This window comes from Novosphingobium sp. BL-S-33, assembly GCF_056857025.1.
Genome location: NZ_CM166474.1, coordinates 420,876 through 437,500 on the forward strand (window position 1 = coordinate 420,876; position 16,625 = coordinate 437,500).

17 protein-coding genes are annotated in these 16,625 nt (G+C 65.6%); 8 read left to right on the top strand and 9 right to left on the bottom strand.

The annotated features are described in order from the left end of the window. Positions 1 to 46 precede the first annotated feature (46 nt). A complete protein-coding gene (locus AC1VVM_RS01955) occupies positions 47 to 1,246 on the bottom strand; it encodes a CaiB/BaiF CoA transferase family protein (protein ID WP_482955706.1) in 1,200 nt (399 codons plus the stop codon). Positions 1,247 to 1,397: 151 nt separating this feature from the next. Between AC1VVM_RS01955 and AC1VVM_RS01960 the strand changes: the two genes are divergently transcribed. The 4 genes from AC1VVM_RS01960 to AC1VVM_RS01975 all read left to right on the top strand — a co-directional run bounded on the left by AC1VVM_RS01960 (position 1,398) and on the right by AC1VVM_RS01975 (position 5,975). Continuing rightward, complete coding sequence (locus AC1VVM_RS01960) at positions 1,398 to 2,564, top strand: acyl-CoA dehydrogenase family protein (RefSeq protein ID WP_482955707.1); 1,167 nt, start codon at positions 1,398 to 1,400, stop codon at positions 2,562 to 2,564. A 215-nt stretch (positions 2,565 to 2,779) separates the two neighbouring features. Next, entirely contained in the window at positions 2,780 to 3,601 is an 822-nt protein-coding gene (locus AC1VVM_RS01965; protein ID WP_482956319.1) for an HpcH/HpaI aldolase/citrate lyase family protein, read from the top strand. Between the two features lie 126 nt (positions 3,602 to 3,727). Continuing rightward, entirely contained in the window at positions 3,728 to 4,999 is a 1,272-nt protein-coding gene (locus AC1VVM_RS01970; RefSeq protein WP_482955708.1) for an acetyl-CoA hydrolase/transferase family protein, read from the top strand. Between the two features lie 208 nt (positions 5,000 to 5,207). Next, positions 5,208 to 5,975, top strand: a complete 768-nt coding sequence (locus AC1VVM_RS01975; RefSeq protein ID WP_482955709.1) for an enoyl-CoA hydratase/isomerase family protein — start codon at positions 5,208 to 5,210, stop codon at positions 5,973 to 5,975. A gap of 180 nt (positions 5,976 to 6,155) precedes the next feature. On the opposite strand, the gene dcd is transcribed toward AC1VVM_RS01975, so the two are convergent. Then, positions 6,156 to 6,710, bottom strand: a complete 555-nt coding sequence (dcd, locus tag AC1VVM_RS01980) for a dCTP deaminase (protein WP_132390167.1) — start codon at positions 6,708 to 6,710, stop codon at positions 6,156 to 6,158. A 177-nt stretch (positions 6,711 to 6,887) separates the two neighbouring features. Here dcd and AC1VVM_RS01985 point away from each other — a divergent pair, with 177 nt between their 5' ends. The 3 genes from AC1VVM_RS01985 to wecC are packed head-to-tail and all read left to right on the top strand — an operon-like array spanning position 6,888 to position 9,832. Then, on the top strand, positions 6,888 to 7,355 hold the full coding sequence (locus AC1VVM_RS01985) for a hypothetical protein (RefSeq protein ID WP_482955710.1): 468 nt from the start codon (positions 6,888 to 6,890) through the stop codon (positions 7,353 to 7,355). Positions 7,356 to 7,398: 43 nt separating this feature from the next. Continuing rightward, positions 7,399 to 8,553 carry a non-hydrolyzing UDP-N-acetylglucosamine 2-epimerase gene (gene wecB, locus AC1VVM_RS01990; protein ID WP_482955711.1) on the top strand — a complete coding sequence of 385 codons (1,155 nt, stop codon included), beginning with the start codon at positions 7,399 to 7,401 and terminating at the stop codon, positions 8,551 to 8,553. Further along, the gene (wecC, locus tag AC1VVM_RS01995) at positions 8,531 to 9,832 is read left to right on the top strand and encodes a UDP-N-acetyl-D-mannosamine dehydrogenase (RefSeq protein WP_482905030.1); all 1,302 of its coding nucleotides are present in this window, start codon (positions 8,531 to 8,533) and stop codon (positions 9,830 to 9,832) included. Before wecB ends, wecC begins: the two co-directional genes overlap by 23 nt. A gap of 239 nt (positions 9,833 to 10,071) precedes the next feature. Here wecC and AC1VVM_RS02000 read toward each other — a convergent pair whose 3' ends face one another. From AC1VVM_RS02000 to AC1VVM_RS02030, 7 genes are all read right to left on the bottom strand, one after another. Further along, positions 10,072 to 10,704, bottom strand: coding sequence for a MarC family protein (locus AC1VVM_RS02000; protein WP_132390155.1), 633 nt, complete (start codon positions 10,702 to 10,704; stop codon positions 10,072 to 10,074). A gap of 5 nt (positions 10,705 to 10,709) precedes the next feature. Continuing rightward, positions 10,710 to 11,411 (bottom strand): hypothetical protein, encoded by a 702-nt coding sequence (locus AC1VVM_RS02005; RefSeq protein WP_482955712.1) that lies wholly within the window; start codon positions 11,409 to 11,411, stop codon positions 10,710 to 10,712. Further along, positions 11,408 to 12,304 (bottom strand): bifunctional methylenetetrahydrofolate dehydrogenase/methenyltetrahydrofolate cyclohydrolase FolD, encoded by an 897-nt coding sequence (folD, locus tag AC1VVM_RS02010; RefSeq protein ID WP_482955713.1) that lies wholly within the window; start codon positions 12,302 to 12,304, stop codon positions 11,408 to 11,410. The genes AC1VVM_RS02005 and folD overlap by 4 nt, the downstream gene beginning before the upstream one ends. Beyond that, positions 12,304 to 12,597 (bottom strand): YggT family protein, encoded by a 294-nt coding sequence (locus AC1VVM_RS02015; protein WP_132390148.1) that lies wholly within the window; start codon positions 12,595 to 12,597, stop codon positions 12,304 to 12,306. The genes folD and AC1VVM_RS02015 overlap by 1 nt, the downstream gene beginning before the upstream one ends. A 192-nt stretch (positions 12,598 to 12,789) precedes the next feature. Beyond that, positions 12,790 to 13,332, bottom strand: coding sequence for a hypothetical protein (locus AC1VVM_RS02020; protein WP_482955714.1), 543 nt, complete (start codon positions 13,330 to 13,332; stop codon positions 12,790 to 12,792). A gap of 49 nt (positions 13,333 to 13,381) precedes the next feature. After that, positions 13,382 to 14,281, bottom strand: coding sequence for an acetylglutamate kinase (gene argB / locus AC1VVM_RS02025; RefSeq protein ID WP_132390144.1), 900 nt, complete (start codon positions 14,279 to 14,281; stop codon positions 13,382 to 13,384). 75 nt (positions 14,282 to 14,356) lie between these two features. After that, on the bottom strand, positions 14,357 to 15,034 hold the full coding sequence (locus tag AC1VVM_RS02030) for a queuosine precursor transporter (protein WP_482955715.1): 678 nt from the start codon (positions 15,032 to 15,034) through the stop codon (positions 14,357 to 14,359). A 102-nt stretch (positions 15,035 to 15,136) separates the two neighbouring features. Here AC1VVM_RS02030 and AC1VVM_RS02035 point away from each other — a divergent pair, with 102 nt between their 5' ends. Next, positions 15,137 to 16,459 carry a NupC/NupG family nucleoside CNT transporter gene (locus AC1VVM_RS02035; RefSeq protein ID WP_482905035.1) on the top strand — a complete coding sequence of 441 codons (1,323 nt, stop codon included), beginning with the start codon at positions 15,137 to 15,139 and terminating at the stop codon, positions 16,457 to 16,459. Positions 16,460 to 16,625: the final 166 nt, after the last annotated feature.

Genomic DNA, 16,625 nt, shown 5'->3' on the forward strand with positions numbered 1-16,625 from the left:
TTAGCGCAAGCCTCGGGACGCTGTCAGGTGAAATCAACAGTACTGTTTACTTCGAATCGACTGCTATCGCCCCGGCGACGCTGGCCTCGCCACTGGCGAGTTCGGAGAGGACGCTTTCGTTGTCCTGCCCGAGCATCGGCGCGGGACCACGGACCTTGCCGGGCGTGGCGGAAAACCATGTCGGCACGCCGGGAAAGCGCACCGGGCCTTGCTCGGTCTCGACCTCTTCGAAGAAGCCGATGGCGTTCAGATGCTCGTTCTCGAACAGATCGTCGGTGGAGCGCAGGCGCGCGCAGGGAATGTGGAGCGCCTGCAAGGTATCCAGCCATTCCTGCGTGGTGCGGGTGAGGAACGTCTCGCCCAGCAAGCCGTAGACGCGGCCGATCTGGCGCGCGCGCTTTTCCAGCGTGGAGAACTCATCGGTGGCCCATTCCGGCTGCACCGATTCGATGAAGGCGTTCCAATGCTTGTCGTTGTAGACCAGCGCGGCGACATAGCCGTCCTTGGTCTTGTAGGGCCGCCGGTTGGGCTCGACCGCGCGGTGGTAGTGCGCGGGCGTGGTCGGCGGCGTGAACATCGCGCCGTTGGCGTGTTCCACCAGCATGAACGAAGTCATCGCCTCGAACATGGTGACTTCGACTTCCTGGCCCTCGCCGGTCCGCTCGCGGTGATAGAGCGCCATCATCGTCGCGTAGAGCGCGTGGAGGCCTGCCACCTTGTCCGCCATGATCGTGGCGACATAGCCGGGCTCGCCGTTCATCAGGCCCTGCACATGCGGAATGCCGCATTCGGCCTGAATGGTGTCGTCATAGGCGGGCTTGTCGCCCTCCGGCCCGCGGCGCGAATAGCCGTAGCAATTGGTGTAGATAATGTCCGGCCGGATCGCGCGTACCGCCTCGTAATCGAAGCCGAGCTTGCGGATCGCGCTGCCGCGCATCGAGTGGATGAAGACGTCCGCCGTGGCGATCAGCCGGCGCAGCGATTCGCGATCCTGCTCCTGCCGCAGATCGAGCATCAGCCCGCGCTTGCCGCGATTCACATTGACGTAGATGCCGCCCATGCCGGGCACCGGGCCCTTGGTGATCCAGCGGGTGTTGTCGCCTTCGGGCGGCTCCACCTTGATCACCTCGGCGCCCATATCCGCCATGATCTGCGTGGCATAGGGCCCGAACACCACGCTGGTGAGGTCCACCACGCGCAGGCCCGCCAATGGTCCCGTTCCCTTGTTTTCCTTGCTCGCGGTCAAGGCCCTCTCCTTCTTGTCATGCCATGGGTAACGCACCGCCGGAGCGAAAACCATTCGTATTTGCGTTTGGTGGGCGCATATCGGCACGATGATGGTTGTGAGCGATGGGCCGCGCTGCTAGTTCCGTCAGTGGGAAGACAAGAGGATTGCCATGGATTTCGCCTTTACCGACGACCAGCAGAACATCCGCGAGGCGGTTCTCAAGCACTGTTCGCAGTTCTCTGACGAGTACTGGCTGGAAAAGGATCGCAGCGGCGAATTCCCGTACGAATTCCACAAATCGATGGCCGATGCCGGCTGGCTGGGCGTCGCCATGCCTGAAAGCGTCGGCGGCGCGGGCCTCGGCATCACCGAAGCGGCGGTGATGATGCAGGCAGTGGCCGAAAGCGGCGGCGGCATGACCGCCGCCTCGGCGATCCACGGCCCCGTCTTCGGGCTCGAACCCGTCATACTCTTCGGCACCGAGGAACAGCAGCAGCGCATGATCCCGCCGATCCTTTCGGGCGAGGAGAAGATGTGCTTCGCCGTGACCGAGCCGAACACCGGGCTCGACACCACCAGCCTCAAGACCCGCGCCGAGCGCGTGCCCGGCGGCTACCGCGTCACCGGCGAGAAGATCTGGATCACCAACGCCCACGTCGCCGACCGCATGCTGCTGATCGCGCGCACCACGCCGCTGGAAGAGGTTAAGAAGAAGACCGACGGCCTGACGCTCTTCTATTGCAAGCTTGACCGCGAGAAGATCGAGACGCGCCTCATCCCCAAGATGGGCCGCCACGCGGTGGGCTCGAACATGATGTTCATCACCGACTTCTTCATCCCCGAGGAAGACCGCATCGGCGAGGAGGGACAGGGCTTCCGCATCCTGCTGAAGGGCCTCAATCCCGAGCGCGTGCTGCTGGGCGCCGAAGCCACCGGTCTTGGCCGCGTCGCCATCGAACGCGCGTCGCGCTACGCCCGCGAGCGTGTGGTGTTCGGGCGGCCGATCGGGCAGAATCAGGGGATCCAGCACCCGCTCGCCAAGGCGTGGATGCAAGTGGAGGCGGCCAGCCTGATGGTGTTCAAGGCCGCGACCCTGTTCGACAAGGGTCTCGATTGCGGCGTCGAGGCGAACAGCGCCAAGTACCTCGCTGCCGAGGCCGGCTACGAGGCCTGCCAGACCGCGATGATGAGCATGGGCGGCATGGGCTATGCGCAGGAATACCATGTCGAGCGCTATTTCCGCGAAGTGATGATCCCGCGCATCGCCCCGGTCAGCCCGCACCAGATCATGAACTTCATCGCCGAGAGGGTTTTGGAACTGCCCAAGTCCTATTGAGGAAACGGGCTATTCAATCCTTCGTGAACCCTGCGTAATCACATCACGTCGTCCCCGCGCAGGCGGGGACCCCGCTTCCTCGCGGCGGGTAAGAAGGCAGCGGGGCCCCGCCTGCGCGGGGGCGACGAGGGAAAAGGATCCAAGACTTGCCGTTCCAGCACGAACCGATCGCCGCCCGCTCCTGGCTCTTCGCGCCGGGCGACAGCGAAAAGAAGATGACCAAGGCGATGGAGGGTGAAGCCGATATCGTCCTCATCGACCTCGAAGACGCCGTCGCGCCGGACTCCAAGGCCGCCGCGCGCCCGATGGTGCATGACTTCATCAAGGCCAACCCCGAGCAGCGCGGCCGCCTGTGGGTCCGGATCAACCCGCTCGACGGGCCGCATACGCTGGACGACCTCGTGGCGGTGATGCCCGCGCGTCCCGGCGGGATCATGCTGCCCAAGGTCTATGGCCGGCAGGATGTGGAGACGCTGGACCGCTATCTCGAAGCGCTGGAAGTGGCGAACGGCATCGAACAGGGATCGACCCCGGTGATCGTGCTGATCACCGAAACGGCCGAGGCAATGTTCCACACCGGCAACTACAAGGGCGCGCCGCGCGTGGTGGCGCTGACCTGGGGCGCGGAAGATCTGGCCGATTCCATCGGCGCATCGTCCAACCGCAATGCGGATGGATCGTACTCCTTCACCTACGAACTGGCCCGCAGCCTGACCGTGCTGGGCGCGGCGACCGCCGGCGTCACTGCGATCGAGACGATCAGCGCCGATTTCAAGGATCTGGAAGCGCTCAAGGCCCGTGCCGAGAAGGTCCGCCGCGACGGTTATCGCGGGATGATGGCGATCCACCCGGCGCAGGTGCCGGTGATCAACGAGGCGTTCACGCCGACCGAGGCCGAGATCGCCGAAGCGCAGGAAGTCGTCGACATCTTCGCCGCCAACCCCGGCGTCGGCGCCATCGGCTGGAAGGGCGGCATGCTTGACCGCCCCTACCTCGCCCGCGCCGAACGGCTGCTGCGGCAGGCAGGGAAGCTGTGATCAAACAATGAACCTCATGATCCCCACCCCGCTCGCCCTGAGCCTGTCGAAGGGCGCTGGCGCTGCGCTGCGAACCATCCTTCGACAAGCTCAGGATGAGCGGAGTGGGGTTGGAGAGGTAGTGTCATGACCCTCAAACTCACCCCCGAAACGCTTGACCTTTCGCGGTTCCTGAAACCGGGCGACCGCATCGTGTTCGGCCAGGCCTGCGGCGAGCCGACCACGCTGGTAGAGGCGCTGATCGAACAGGGGGAGGCCATCGGTGGCCTCCACGCCTTCATCGCCACCAGCTTTTCCGGCCTGTTCACGCCCGAAAGCGCGCGCGCCTTCCGCCTCTCCAGCATGGGCGCGATCGGCGCACTGCGGAGCATGACCAAGGCGAATGCCCTGGACGTGATCCCCGTCCACGTCAGCCAGGTCGCCTGCCTGATCGAGGCCGGGATCATGCCGTGCGACGTGGCGATGATTCAGGTCAGCCCGGCGGATGCGCAGGGTAATCACAGCTGCGGCCTGATCTCCGACTACGTGCGCGCGGCGGTGGACAAGGCCCGCCTCGTCATCGCCGAAGTCAACGAGCAGGTGCCCTACGTTCCGGGCGAGACGATCCCCGGCGACCTGATCGATGTCGCCGTCCACGTCAGCCGCGCGCCCGTGGAAGTGGCACCCGCAAAGATCGGCCCCACCGACGAGGCCATTGCCCGCCACTGTGCCGAATTCATCGGCGACGGCGCGGTGCTGCAGACCGGCGTCGGCGCGGTGCCCGACGCGATCCTGCGCCTGCTGCACGACCGCCGCGACCTTGGCGTCCATTCGGGCATGCTGGGCGACGGACTGGTCGACCTTGCCGAAGCCGGCGTGCTGACCAATGCCCGCAAGGAGATCGACAAGGGCGTCTCGATCAACGGCGCGCTAATCGGCACGCGGCGGCTCTATGACTGGGCCGCGAACAACCCCGCGATCCGCATGACGCCCACCAGCTACACCCACGATGCGGGGACGCTTTCGCGGCTGTCGCGTCTCGTCACGATCAATTCGGCGCTGGAAGTGGACCTCACCGGACAGGTCAATGCCGAGCAATCGGGCACGAGCTATCTCGGCGGCACCGGCGGGCAAGTGGACTTCGTGCGGGCCGGCGCGCGCTCGCCGGGCGGCGCCTCGTTGATGGTGTTGGCCTCCACCGCCAAGGGCGGCACGGTCAGCAAGATCGTCACCGCCCTCTCCGGCGCCGTCACCTCTGCGCGGACCGAAGTGGACGTGATCGTCACCGAATACGGCGCTGCGCAGCTCAAGGGCCAGACCCTGGCCGAACGCGCTAAACGGCTCGTCGCCATCGCCCATCCCGACTTCCGCGAGGCGCTCGATCGCGAGGCATTCGAGATCGCGCGGCGAGGCTTCTGACGGTGGGCGCGCTCCTCCACAACGATTTCGCGCGGAGGCGCGGAGACGCGGAGAAGCTGACCCGCGCCGAAGACTCATTTCCTGAAACGCCAGCGTACAAAGCAAGGTTCGGAAGCAAGAAAGTGCCTACGGCACCCCACGTTTTCTCCGCGTCTCCGCGCCTCCGCGCGAAACCCCTTGCCTTCCAATCCCAAGAAAGCCTGAAGCGATGACCCAAGCCGTTATTTACGACGCACATGAAGACGGCATCGCGGTCATCACCATCAACCGCCCCGAACAGCGCAATTGCCTCAGCCGCGAAGTGCGCGAGGGACTGCGCGAGGCTTGGGCTACGTTCGAAGCCGACGCCTCGGCCCGCATCGCCATCCTCACCGGCAGCGGCGACAAGGCCTTCTGCGCGGGCGGCGATCTCAAGGAAATGGTCGAAACCGGCATGGCCGTGCCGCCGCGCGATCTCTACGCGCTGCCTTACGACACCATCGAACTGACCAAGCCGACCATCGCCGCCGTCAACGGCCACGCCTTCGCGGGCGGCTGGATGATCGCGCAGGCCTGCGACCTCTGCGTCGCCAGCACCAATGCCAAGTTCGCGATTACCGAGGTGAAGGTCGGGCGCGGCAGTCCCTGGGCCTCGCCGCTGATCCACATGATCCCGCAGCGGATCATGATGGAGATCATGCTGACCGGAAAGCCGATCACCGCGAGCCGCGCTTACGAGATCGGCCTCGTCAACCGCCTGGCCGAGCCCGGCGCGGTGCTGGACGCGGCCATCGAACTGGCGCTGGAAGTGCTGGAAGGCGCGCCGCTTTCCGTGAAAGCCGCGCGGGAGACGGTGATGCTGTCTACCGAAATGGGCCGCTCCGCCGCCCTGCAGGCCGCGCGTGCCGCGCACGAACACACCTACAACAGCGAGGACGCTCAGGAAGGCCCGCGTGCTTTCGCGGAAAAGCGCAAGCCGGTGTGGTCGGGTAAGTAATCGGCCGAAGAAGCGCTCTAACCCCGGCTCGCCCAAAATCACTCCGTCGCCCCCGCGAAGGCGGGGGCCCCGCTTCCTTCTCGCCGCGCCCGCAAAGAACAAGCGGGATCCCCGCCTTCGTGGGGATGACGGGGATTGTTGTGCGATGGAAGCTCTAAACCGGCGCCTTAGACCGAGCCCTCAAAGCTTCGGCAGCGTTACCCCGCGCTGACCCATGTACTTGCCCGCGCGGTCCGCATAGCTGGTCTCGCAAGGCTCATTGCCCTTGAGGAAGAGGAACTGGCACGCGCCTTCGTTGGCGTAGATCTTGGCCGGCAGCGGCGTGGTGTTGGAGAACTCCAGCGTCACATGCCCTTCCCAGCCCGGTTCGAGCGGAGTGACGTTCACGATGATGCCGCAGCGCGCATAGGTGCTCTTGCCAAGGCAGATCACCAACACATCACGCGGCACGCGGAAATATTCGACCGTGCGCGCCAGCGCGAAGGAATTGGGCGGAATCACGCAGACATCAGTGTGCCGGTCCACGAAGGAATTGCTGTCGAAATCCTTCGGATCGACCACCGCCGAATCGACATTGGTGAAGATCTTGAACTCCGGCGCGACGCGGGCGTCATAGCCGTAGGACGAGAGGCCGTAAGAGATGCACCCGTCGCGCCGCTGGGCCTCGACGAAGGGCTCGATCATTCCGTGTTCGAGCGCCTGCTCGCGGATCCACTTGTCGCTCAGGATAGACATGCCGCAGTCATTCCCGATGGCGCGGGGTGGGGCAATAGCCCCGGCGGGTTTGTCCACGGAGCCCTCCATCCGCGCCAATAAAGCACCGTCGCCAGCTTGCGCGGATTTAACTTCGTGCCCGCCTCATGACCGGACATTATCCAGTCTTTCCAGCGAGTCAGCCAAGGTGCGTCCGCAATGATTCTCGAATCGTTATGCCTGTTCGCCCTGCTGACTCTGGCCACCGCGCCGCGAACCAGTCTGCGCGGACGGATCTGGCATGACGGACTGGTGATCCCCCTCGCCCGGCGCCTGTCGCGGATAACGCGCGGACAGGTGCTGCTGGTGCTGACGCTTGCCGGATTCGTCGGCCTGGTGTCCTGGCTGCTCGGTGGCGAGGGTCTGCACTTCTCGTCGATGGCGCTGCCGGAATTGACCTCCTGGGCGATGACGTTCGAGATATCGGCCCTGATCGATGCGATAACCGCCGTTGCGCTCGTGGCGGCAAGCGTGCGGATCAAGGCCCTCGGCACGTTCCTTTCCGCCCTCCTGCGCGCGTCCCGGCGCCACCCCCGCAAACGCGTGGCCGGAACGCGCAGGCGTGCGCGTACCCGGCCATCGTCCTCCAACGACGATGACCCGCATCCCGCCCTGCTGGCCGCATGAGCCGCTTTATCCAAGCTTAATACTAACCTGATAGGCCCGCGGCATGACCAAGCCTGTCCCTGTTTCTCCGGCCCGCATCCTCCTTGTCTTCGGCACCCGGCCCGAGGCGATCAAGCTCTTCCCGCTGGTCCATGCGCTGAAGGCCGATCCGCGTTTCGAATGCGTGGTCTGCGTCTCCGCACAGCACCGCCAGATGCTCGATCAGGTGCTGGAGATTGCCGGAATCGTGCCGGATCACGATCTGGACGTGATGCGGCCCGACCAGACGCTGGATGCGCTGACCGCCAACCTGCTGACCGGGCTCGGCAAAGTCATGGACGAAGTCAGGCCCGACCGGGTGATCGTGCAGGGAGACACCGCCACGGCCATGGCCGGCGCGCTGGCCGCCTATTACCGCAAACTGCCGGTCGATCACGTCGAGGCGGGGCTGCGTTCGGGCAATATCCACCACCCCTGGCCCGAGGAAGTGAACCGCAAGATCATCGGCGGCATGGCCAGCCTCCACTTCGCGCCGACCGGCACCAGCGAGGCGGCACTGCTGCGTGAGAACATCGCCCCGGATCGGGTCCACGTCACGGGCAATACCGTGATCGACGCGCTCCACTGGGTTACCGCCGAAATCGAGCGCCAGCCCGCGCTCGCCTCCGACCTTGCCGAGCTTGAAGCGCGCTTCGCGGGCAAGCGGATCATCGGCGTCACCAGCCACCGGCGCGAGAACTTCGGCGAAGGCATGGAGCAGATCGCCACCGCCATCCGCGAGATCGCGGCCCGGCCCGACGTGGCGGTGATCTTCCCCGTCCACCTCAACCCCAACGTGCGCAAGGTAATGAACGAGCGCCTCTCCGGGCTGGACAACGTCGCCCTGATCGAGCCGCTCGACTATCCGCACTTCGCCCGCCTGATCTCCATCGCCGAGATCATGCTGACCGATTCGGGCGGCGTGCAGGAGGAAGCGCCCGCACTGGGCAAGCCGGTGCTGGTCATGCGCGAGACCACCGAAAGGCCCGAGGGCGTGGCGGCCGGAACCGCAAAATTGGTCGGAACTTCGGCCGAGACGATCGTTACCGAAATCTCAACACTGCTCGACGATAGAGAAGCTTACGAATCCATGGCGCGTGCCCACAACCCGTTCGGGGATGGGCAGACATCGCGCCGAATCGTGGAGCTGCTTGCGAATGAAATCGGAAACCAAGCCTGACGTCTGCGTTGTCGGCCTCGGCTACATCGGCCTTCCCACCGCCGCCGTGATCGCCCGCGCCGGGTGCAAGGTACTCGGCCTCGACGTCTCGCAGGCGGTGGTCGACACTATCAACCGGGGCGAAATTCATATCGAGGAAGTCGATCTCGACGGCCTCGTGCAGGGCGTCGTTGCGCGCGGGCTGCTTTCGGCCTCGACGCAGATCGCCCCCGCAGACGTGTTCGTGATCGCGGTGCCGACACCGTTCGACAAGGACCATGCGCCGGACATTTCCTATGTCCTTGCCGCCGGCCGCTCGGTCGCGCCGGTGCTGAAGGCGGGCGATGTGGTGATCCTCGAATCGACTTCCCCGGTCGGCACCACCGAGCAACTGCGCGACCTGATCGCCGAACTGCGGCCGGACCTGAAGATTCCCGGCCTCACGCGCGACACCCCCGATGTATCGATTGCATACTGCCCCGAACGCGTGCTGCCCGGCCGCATCCTTGAGGAACTGACCAACAACGATCGCTCGATCGGCGGCATCACCCCGCGCTGCGCGCGCAAGGCGCTGGCCTTCTACAAGCGCTTCGTGCGCGGCGAATGCGTGACCACCGACGCGCGCTCGGCCGAGATGACCAAGCTGGTCGAGAACGCCTATCGCGACGTCAACATCGCCTTCGCCAACGAACTGTCGATGGTGGCGGACCGCATGGGGCTGGACGTGTGGGAGGTGATCCGCCTCGCCAACCGCCACCCGCGCGTGAACATCCTGACGCCCGGCCCCGGCGTGGGCGGCCACTGCATTGCGGTCGACCCGTGGTTCATCGTCCACGGCGCACCCGAGGAAACTCCGCTGATCCGCACCGCGCGCGGCGTCAACGATCACAAGATGCACCACGTGATCGCCAAGGCCGAAGCGCTGGTGGAGGCCAATCCGGAGGCGAAAGTCGCCTGCCTCGGCCTCGCCTTCAAGGCCAATATCGACGACTTCCGCGAGAGCCCGGCGCGCTTCGTCACCAGCCGCCTCGCGCGCAAGTTCGGCAGCCGCATCCATGTGGTGGAACCTTACGCGGCGCAGCTTCCGATCGAATTCACCGATACCGGTGCCGTGCAGATCGACATCGACGATGCGCTGGAGACCTGCGAGATCCTGATCGTCCTCGTCGACCACGATGTGTTCCGCGTGGTGCCGCTGGCCGAGCGTGCGGACAAGCTGGTCTATGACACGCGCGGAATCTGGCCGGATCAGCCGCGCGTGGTGCGGGAAGAGGCGGCGAAGCTGGCTTTGGCCGGGTAAGCCCCCGGCCCCAGTTTCGGCCCCGGCCCGCCGCCAACTACCCCAAATCACTTCGTCGCCCCCGCGGAGGCGGGGGCCCCGCTTTTTTGGTTCACACAGAGAGGCCGAGCGGTTCTGCACCCTCTGCGTCTCCGCGTCTCTGCGTGCTTTAAAAGAACAAGCGGGATCCCCGCCTTCGCGGGGATGACGGGTTATGGTTGGGGAGGTTGATTGCCAGCGGAGGGTACCTCCACCCGAAATCAGAGCAGAACGGCCTTCACACCGTCGATCACGTACTGCGCCGCCAATGCCGCCAGCAGCACGCCCAGCAGACGGGTAATCACCGCCTCCACCTTGTCGCCCAGCACCCGCATCAACGGTCCGGCAGCGGCCAACGCGGCAAAGCTCAGCACCATCACCGATACCATCGCCGCAAGGATCGCCAGCTTCTGCTCCACGCCCTGCGCGCGCGAGGTGAGCAGCATGATGGTCGCGATCGAGCCCGGTCCCGCCAGCATCGGCATCGCCATCGGAAACACCGAAACGTCATCCACCTGAGGCGTTTCCGCGTTGTGGGCGATGATCTTCTCGGCCCGCTCCTCGCGGCGCTGGGTGCGCTTTTCGAAGACCATGTCGATGGCGATCATGAACAGCATGATGCCGCCGGCGATGCGGAAGGCGTTGAGTTCGATATGCAGCGCGCCCAGCAACTGGGCGCCGAACAGCGCGAAAACCACGAGGATGGCAGTCGCGATCAGGCAGGCGCGGCCAGCCATGGAAATCGCCTGCGAGCGGTTCGCCTCGGCCGAAAGGCCGGCATAGATCGGCGCGCAGCCGGGCGGGTCGATCACGACGAAGAGCGTGACGAACGCACTGAGGAAGAGTTCGTACATGCGGGTTACGGGGCCTTGGGCGCGGCGACGTCGCTGCGCATCACTTCGGTCATGGTGCCGTTCTTCATCAGCGAGACGACGAGCGAGCGGGACTGATCGGCAGCGACGCGGTAGGACCATGTCAGCGTACCGTCGTCCGAACGGCCTTCGCCGGTCATGCCGGGAGGGCCCTTGGCGGGTTCGGGACGCTGCACATCGGGGCGCGGGCCTCCGCTCGGGCAATCCGCCACGGACGCCGAGAGCATGTCGCTATTCGGCAAGGGCTGCGCCAGCGTGTCGCCCTGATCGAGCACCCAGCGGTAATCGGTCTTCTTCCAGCGCTTCTGCCAGATCGTCGTGAAGTAGCCGACCGAACCGTCCGGCCGCTGCCAGGCCCCCTTAGTGACGCCCAAGGTGCCGTCGCAGCTCATCCAGACTTGCGCGGGCTGCCACTGCACGGCGGCGGGTGGGTCCTTGCGGCCACTGAGCCATTGCTGCGCGCGGACCGGCTCCGGCACGAACATCACCGCGTCTTCGGCGGCGGTTTCGCGAAAGGCGGTCCACTGACCCTTCTCGCGGGCCAAGCGGGCGAAGGCGATCTCCGCCGCGATCAGCGCGCTGGGGTTGGCGGTGCCTACGCCGGGCGCTCGATCTGGGCGACGGGCCAGCGCCGGTGTTGCCACCAGTGCCAGCGCCGCCACTCCGGCGAGAGCCCGGCCGAGGCTCAAAGGGCGCCCTCGTCGAATTCCAGACCGGCATTGCGGTGGGCGGCGACGATAGTGTTGCGCAGCAGGACGGCGATGGTCATCGGGCCGACTCCGCCCGGAACCGGCGTGATCGCACCGGCAACTTCGGCAGCGGAGGCGAAATCGACGTCGCCCACGAGTTTCGTCTTGCCTTCCTCGGCACCCGGGACGCGGTTGATGCCGACGTCGATCACCGTGGCGCCGGGCTTGAGCCAGTCGCCCTTGACCATTTCCGGACGGCCGACGGCAGCCACCACGATGTCGGCACGGCGGACCACTTCGGGCAGATCCTTGGTGCGGCTGTGCGCGACCGTGACCGTGCAGCTTTCGGCGATCAGCAACTGCGCCATCGGCTTGCCAACGATGTTCGAGCGGCCGATCACCACGGCATCAAGGCCGGAAAGCGAGCCCAGCTTGTCCTTCAGCAGCATCACGCAGCCCAGCGGCGTGCAAGGCACGAAGCCCGGCAACCCGGTGGCGAGGCGCCCGACATTGACGACATGGAAACCGTCCACGTCCTTGTCGGGGTTGATCGTGGCGATGACCTTCTGCTCGTTCATGTGCGCAGGCAGCGGCAGTTGGACAAGAATGCCGTCGACGCGCGGATCCTCGTTCAGTTCGCGCACCAGCGCCAGCAGGTCTTCCTCGCTGGTTTCGGCGGGCAGCTTGTGCTCGAAGCTCGCCATGCCGGCGGCCAGCGTCTGCTTGCCCTTGTTGCGTACATAGACCTGGCTGGCCGGATCCTCACCCACCAGCACCACGGCAAGGCCGGGCTTGCGGCCGGTGCGGGCCTCGAAGCCCACGGAGGCGGTGCCGACACGTGCGCGCAGGCCCTCGGCGAATGCCTTGCCGTCGATGATGTGCGCCTGCGCCATCAGTAGTAAGCCCTTGCCAGATTGCCGAGAATGATTTGCAGGATCTTCAGGCCGATGATGAGCGCCATCGGCGAGAAGTCGATCGCGCCGGTGTTCGGCATGATCCGCCGGATCGGCCGGAGCATCGGTTCCAGGATCGCGTTGAGCGCGGTCCAGATCGCCGAAACGAACTGGTTGTGCCGGTTGACCACGTTGAACGCGAGCAGCAGGCCGAGGACGAACTGCACGATCACCACGAAGACGATGATGCTGATCAGGTAGTCGATGATCTGGTAGAGGGTGAGGAACAGCAACGCCGGCTCCTTGAATGCTTGGGGGTCATGCCTGTCCTGCCCGCGAATTGCGGACTTTCCAGCATATTCTCAGGCGCTGATAGCCGAGTAGGCCGCGCCGGGGCAAGGGCGCGTCCACCACGGTGGGACGCGGATCGACCAATACCGGTTTCGCGCCGGGCCGCGATGGGCCCGGCAGCGCGTTCTTGCAGGTCAGGGTAGCGTCGAAGTGCGCTCGATCCGCCAGTTGAGCTGTTCCTCGCTCGCCCCCGGCACGTCGTTGACGCGGCGCAGGACGATGGTGCCCCGGCGCGAGGGACGGCCGTCGGCAAAGTCGATCACCAGCGGTGCTTCGTAATAGAGCGAACCGGCGGCGCCTTCGACGTCGCCCTTGCCCACCGCGATCTTCGGGCTGGCATCGCCGCCGAATTCCTTGGCGAGCTTCTCCGGCGTCATCTGCGCATCCAGGCTCCAGGCGCGGGCGGCAGAAGCCCAGTCACCGGCGCGCAGGGCATTGGTGTAGAAGCGCAGCAGACGCTCGGGATCGCGGCGCTCGTTCAGCGCATCGGCGTCGAGCTTGATCGCGGGGCTGCCCGCGGCCGTGGCATCGTCACCGGGCGTGTCCTCGACGACGGCGGCCTCGCTCGTATCCAGACTTGCCCCCCCGCTCGGTTCGGCGGCCGGCTGCTGGTTGCAGGCTGCAAGCAGGAGCATGAAGGCCGGAACGGCACTGGTGAGAACGAATCTGGTACGCATCTTGATAGAATGGGCCTTTCTGCCGGAGGTTCCCCTGCTGCGGGAAGAGCTAGCCGGCCCGGATCAACGTACCGGCGCCTTCCTGCGTGAATATTTCCAGCAACATGGCATGCGAAACCCGCCCGTCAAGCACGACGGCCGCCTCGCACCCGGCCTCGACCGCGTGGACGCAGGTCTCCAGCTTGGGGATCATGCCGCCGGAGATCGTGCCGTCTTCCTGAAGCACCTTGATATCGGCGGGCCTGAGGTCGGTCAGCAGTTCGCCCTGCTTGTCGAGCACGCCGTGCACGTCGGTCAGCAGGAACAGCCGCGCGGCGCCGAGGGCAGCGGCGATGGCGCCGGCCATGGTGTCGGCGTTGATATTGTAAGTCTGGCCATCCTCGCCCGGCGCGATCGGGGCGATCACCGGGATCATCCCGGCAGCCGAGATCGTCTCGATCACGCCGATGTCGATTCGCGCAGGCTCACCCACGAAGCCGAGATCGACGACGCGTTCGATATTGCTGTCCGGATCCTTGGCGGTGCGCTGGACCTTGGACGCGGTAACGAGGCCGCCGTCCTTGCCGGAAATGCCCATGGCCTTCCCACCGGCTTCGGCGATCCAGCCGACGATTTCCTTGTTGATGACGCCCGAGAGCACCATTTCGGCGACCTTGGCGGTTTCCTTGTCGGTAACGCGAAGCCCGTCCACGAAGCGCGATTCGACGCCCATGGTCTTGAGCATGGCACCGATCTGCGGGCCGCCGCCGTGGACGACCACGGGGTTGATGCCGACGGCCTTGAGCAGGACCACGTCTTCCGCGAAATCTCGCGCCAGTTCGGGATCGCCCATGGCATGGCCGCCGTATTTCACGACGAACGTGCGACCGGCATAACGCTGCATGTAGGGCAGCGCATCGACGAGCGTCTCGGCCTTCGAGAGCATGGCGGGATCGTGCGGATTCGGCATGGAGGCGCTTTAGACCCCTCGCACAGAATTAAAACCCGTTTCCGGCCCCGAAAGACCGATTATTTCACCGCAATCTTATACGCCATCCAGCTTGCGGCCAAGCTTCACGAAGAGCCAGATGAACGGCGGCACCATGATCGTGGACAGCAGCACCTTGGAGATGATCTGCCCTTCCATGATCGACCACAGCGGCAGCACGCCCGCGAACGAGATCGTGATGAAGATCAGCGTATCGACCACTTGCGACAACAGGCTGGCAATCCACGCGCGCAGCATCAGCATGCTGCCCTCGCGCCCGGCGGCAAGGCGCGCGAACACGGTGACGTTGAGGGTCTGCGACACGCCGTAGGAAACCAGCCCCGCAAACTGCATGCGCGCGCCCTGCCCCAACAGGCGGGCATAGGCCTCCTGATCCTGCCAGAACGGGGCGGGCGGAACCACGTGGATCACCAGCGTCAACAAGCTCATCGAAACGATCAGCGGGATAAAACCGAAGCGCACCAGACGGTTGGCAACGACCGTGCCGTGCAGTTCGGCCACCGCGCTGGACAGCACGACCAGCAGGAGGAAGGCGAAGATCCCCGATTCCACCGCCAGATTGCCCACCACCGGCCAGTGGCCCAGCGAGGCGATCTTGATCCCCAGAACCCCCGCGAGCACGACCAGCCCGCCATAGAGCGGCATGTACACGAACATCGAACGGGGGATCGTCACAGCGCGGGATTGCGCGCTTACTGGGGCTTGCGGTTCCATGACGATGCTCTAACGGGCGCGAAACAATTGCACTAGCCGTCACGAAAGTGCGCCTTTAGGTTTGCGCACAGATTCAGCACATTTTTCGGAGAAATGGGGACGATGCACGTCGCCTACAGCCTGCTTGGCATCGTTCTCATCATGGCCGCCGCCTTTCTTCTTTCCACCAACCGCCAGGCAATCCGCCTGCGCGTGGTGGGTGCGGCGTTCGCCTTGCAGGCGGGGCTCGCCGCGTTCGTGCTCTACATCCCGTTCGGCAAGGACATGCTGGGCGGCGCGGCGTCCGGCGTCCAGAGCCTGCTCGGCTTCGCGCATGCGGGCGTCGATTTCCTGTTCGGCCCGCTCGCCAGCCCGGAGATCGGCGGCCACAGCTTCGCGATCTCGGCACTGCCGGTGATCATCTTCTTCGCCTCGCTGATCTCGATCCTCTACTACCTGAAGATCATGCCGCTGGTGGTCCGCTGGATCGGCGGCGCGCTGGAGAAGGTGACGGGGATCAGCAAGGTGGAAAGCCTTTGCGCGGCCTCCAACATCTTCGTGGGCCAGAGCGAGGCCCCGCTGGTGATCCGCCCCTACCTTGCCTCGCTCAATCCTTCGCAGCTGTTCTGCGTGATGAGCGTGGGCCTTGCGGGCGTGGCGGGCACAATCCTGGCCGCCTATGCCTCGATGGGCATCCGCATCGACTTCCTCGTCGCCGCCGCATTCATGTCGGCGCCGGGGGGCATCTTCATGGCCAAGATGATCATGCCCGATCCGCGCCCGGTCGGGGACGAGGCGGACGTGCATGAAAGCACCCTGCCACCTGCCGGTGCCGCCGCCGCGGCGCTCAACCGCGCCGATGTGACGCATCTGCCCGGCGTCCACATCGACGAGCCCGAAGCCGTCGAGCATGACGAGGAAAAGCCCGCCAACATCATCATGGCCGCCTCGCAAGGCGCGCAGACCGGTGTGAAGCTGGCTGTCGCCGTCGGCGCGATGGTCCTGGCTTTCGTCGCGCTGATCGCGCTGGCCAACGGCATCGTCGGCTGGGTCGGCGGCATGTTCGGCTTTGCCGACGTAACGTTCCAGGGCCTGCTCGGCTATGTCTTCGCGCCGATTTTCTACCTGCTCGCCACGCCCGACTGGCATGAGGCATTGCAGGCAGGCAGCCTGTTCGGCAGCAAGATCGTGCTCAACGAGTTCGTCGCCTTCATCGACCTTGGCCACATGACCGCGCTTTCGCCGCGCACGGTTGCCGTGGTGACGTTCGCGCTCTGCGGCTTTGCGAACTTCTCGTCGATCGCGATCCAGATGGCGGTGACCGGCGGCCTGGCGCCCAACCAGCGGCCGATCATCGCCCGCCTTGGCGTGCGCGCGCTCTGCGCGGGCAGCCTTTCGAACCTGATGAGCGCGGCGCTGGCCGGGCTGTTCCTTGGGCTGAACTGACAGGCGCCTCAGACCCTCGACCGGGCGGTTGAGGCTGCCCCTCCCAACGCACTCCGTCACCCCCGCGAAGGCGGGGGCCCCGCTGCCTTTTCGCCACGCCGCCAGAACAAGCGGGATCCCCGCCTTCGCGGGGATGACGAGGCTCTGTGGGGAAAGTGCAGCCCTG

What these genes read in the sequence shown, in the direction of transcription:
- AC1VVM_RS01960 (WP_482955707.1), top strand. Translation starts at nt 1,398, where the DNA reads ATGGATTTCGCCTTTACCGACGACCAGCAGAACATCCGCGAGGCGGTT.
- AC1VVM_RS01965 (WP_482956319.1), top strand. Translation starts at nt 2,780, where the DNA reads ATGACCAAGGCGATGGAGGGTGAAGCCGATATCGTCCTCATCGACCTC.
- AC1VVM_RS01970 (WP_482955708.1), top strand. Translation starts at nt 3,728, where the DNA reads ATGACCCTCAAACTCACCCCCGAAACGCTTGACCTTTCGCGGTTCCTG.
- AC1VVM_RS01975 (WP_482955709.1), top strand. Translation starts at nt 5,208, where the DNA reads ATGACCCAAGCCGTTATTTACGACGCACATGAAGACGGCATCGCGGTC.
- dcd (WP_132390167.1), bottom strand. Translation starts at nt 6,710, where the DNA reads ATGTCTATCCTGAGCGACAAGTGGATCCGCGAGCAGGCGCTCGAACAC.
- AC1VVM_RS01985 (WP_482955710.1), top strand. Translation starts at nt 6,888, where the DNA reads ATGATTCTCGAATCGTTATGCCTGTTCGCCCTGCTGACTCTGGCCACC.
- wecB (WP_482955711.1), top strand. Translation starts at nt 7,399, where the DNA reads ATGACCAAGCCTGTCCCTGTTTCTCCGGCCCGCATCCTCCTTGTCTTC.
- wecC (WP_482905030.1), top strand. Translation starts at nt 8,531, where the DNA reads ATGAAATCGGAAACCAAGCCTGACGTCTGCGTTGTCGGCCTCGGCTAC.
- AC1VVM_RS02000 (WP_132390155.1), bottom strand. Translation starts at nt 10,704, where the DNA reads ATGTACGAACTCTTCCTCAGTGCGTTCGTCACGCTCTTCGTCGTGATC.
- folD (WP_482955713.1), bottom strand. Translation starts at nt 12,304, where the DNA reads ATGGCGCAGGCGCACATCATCGACGGCAAGGCATTCGCCGAGGGCCTG.
- AC1VVM_RS02020 (WP_482955714.1), bottom strand. Translation starts at nt 13,332, where the DNA reads ATGCGTACCAGATTCGTTCTCACCAGTGCCGTTCCGGCCTTCATGCTC.
- argB (WP_132390144.1), bottom strand. Translation starts at nt 14,281, where the DNA reads ATGCCGAATCCGCACGATCCCGCCATGCTCTCGAAGGCCGAGACGCTC.
- AC1VVM_RS02030 (WP_482955715.1), bottom strand. Translation starts at nt 15,034, where the DNA reads ATGGAACCGCAAGCCCCAGTAAGCGCGCAATCCCGCGCTGTGACGATC.
- AC1VVM_RS02035 (WP_482905035.1), top strand. Translation starts at nt 15,137, where the DNA reads ATGCACGTCGCCTACAGCCTGCTTGGCATCGTTCTCATCATGGCCGCC.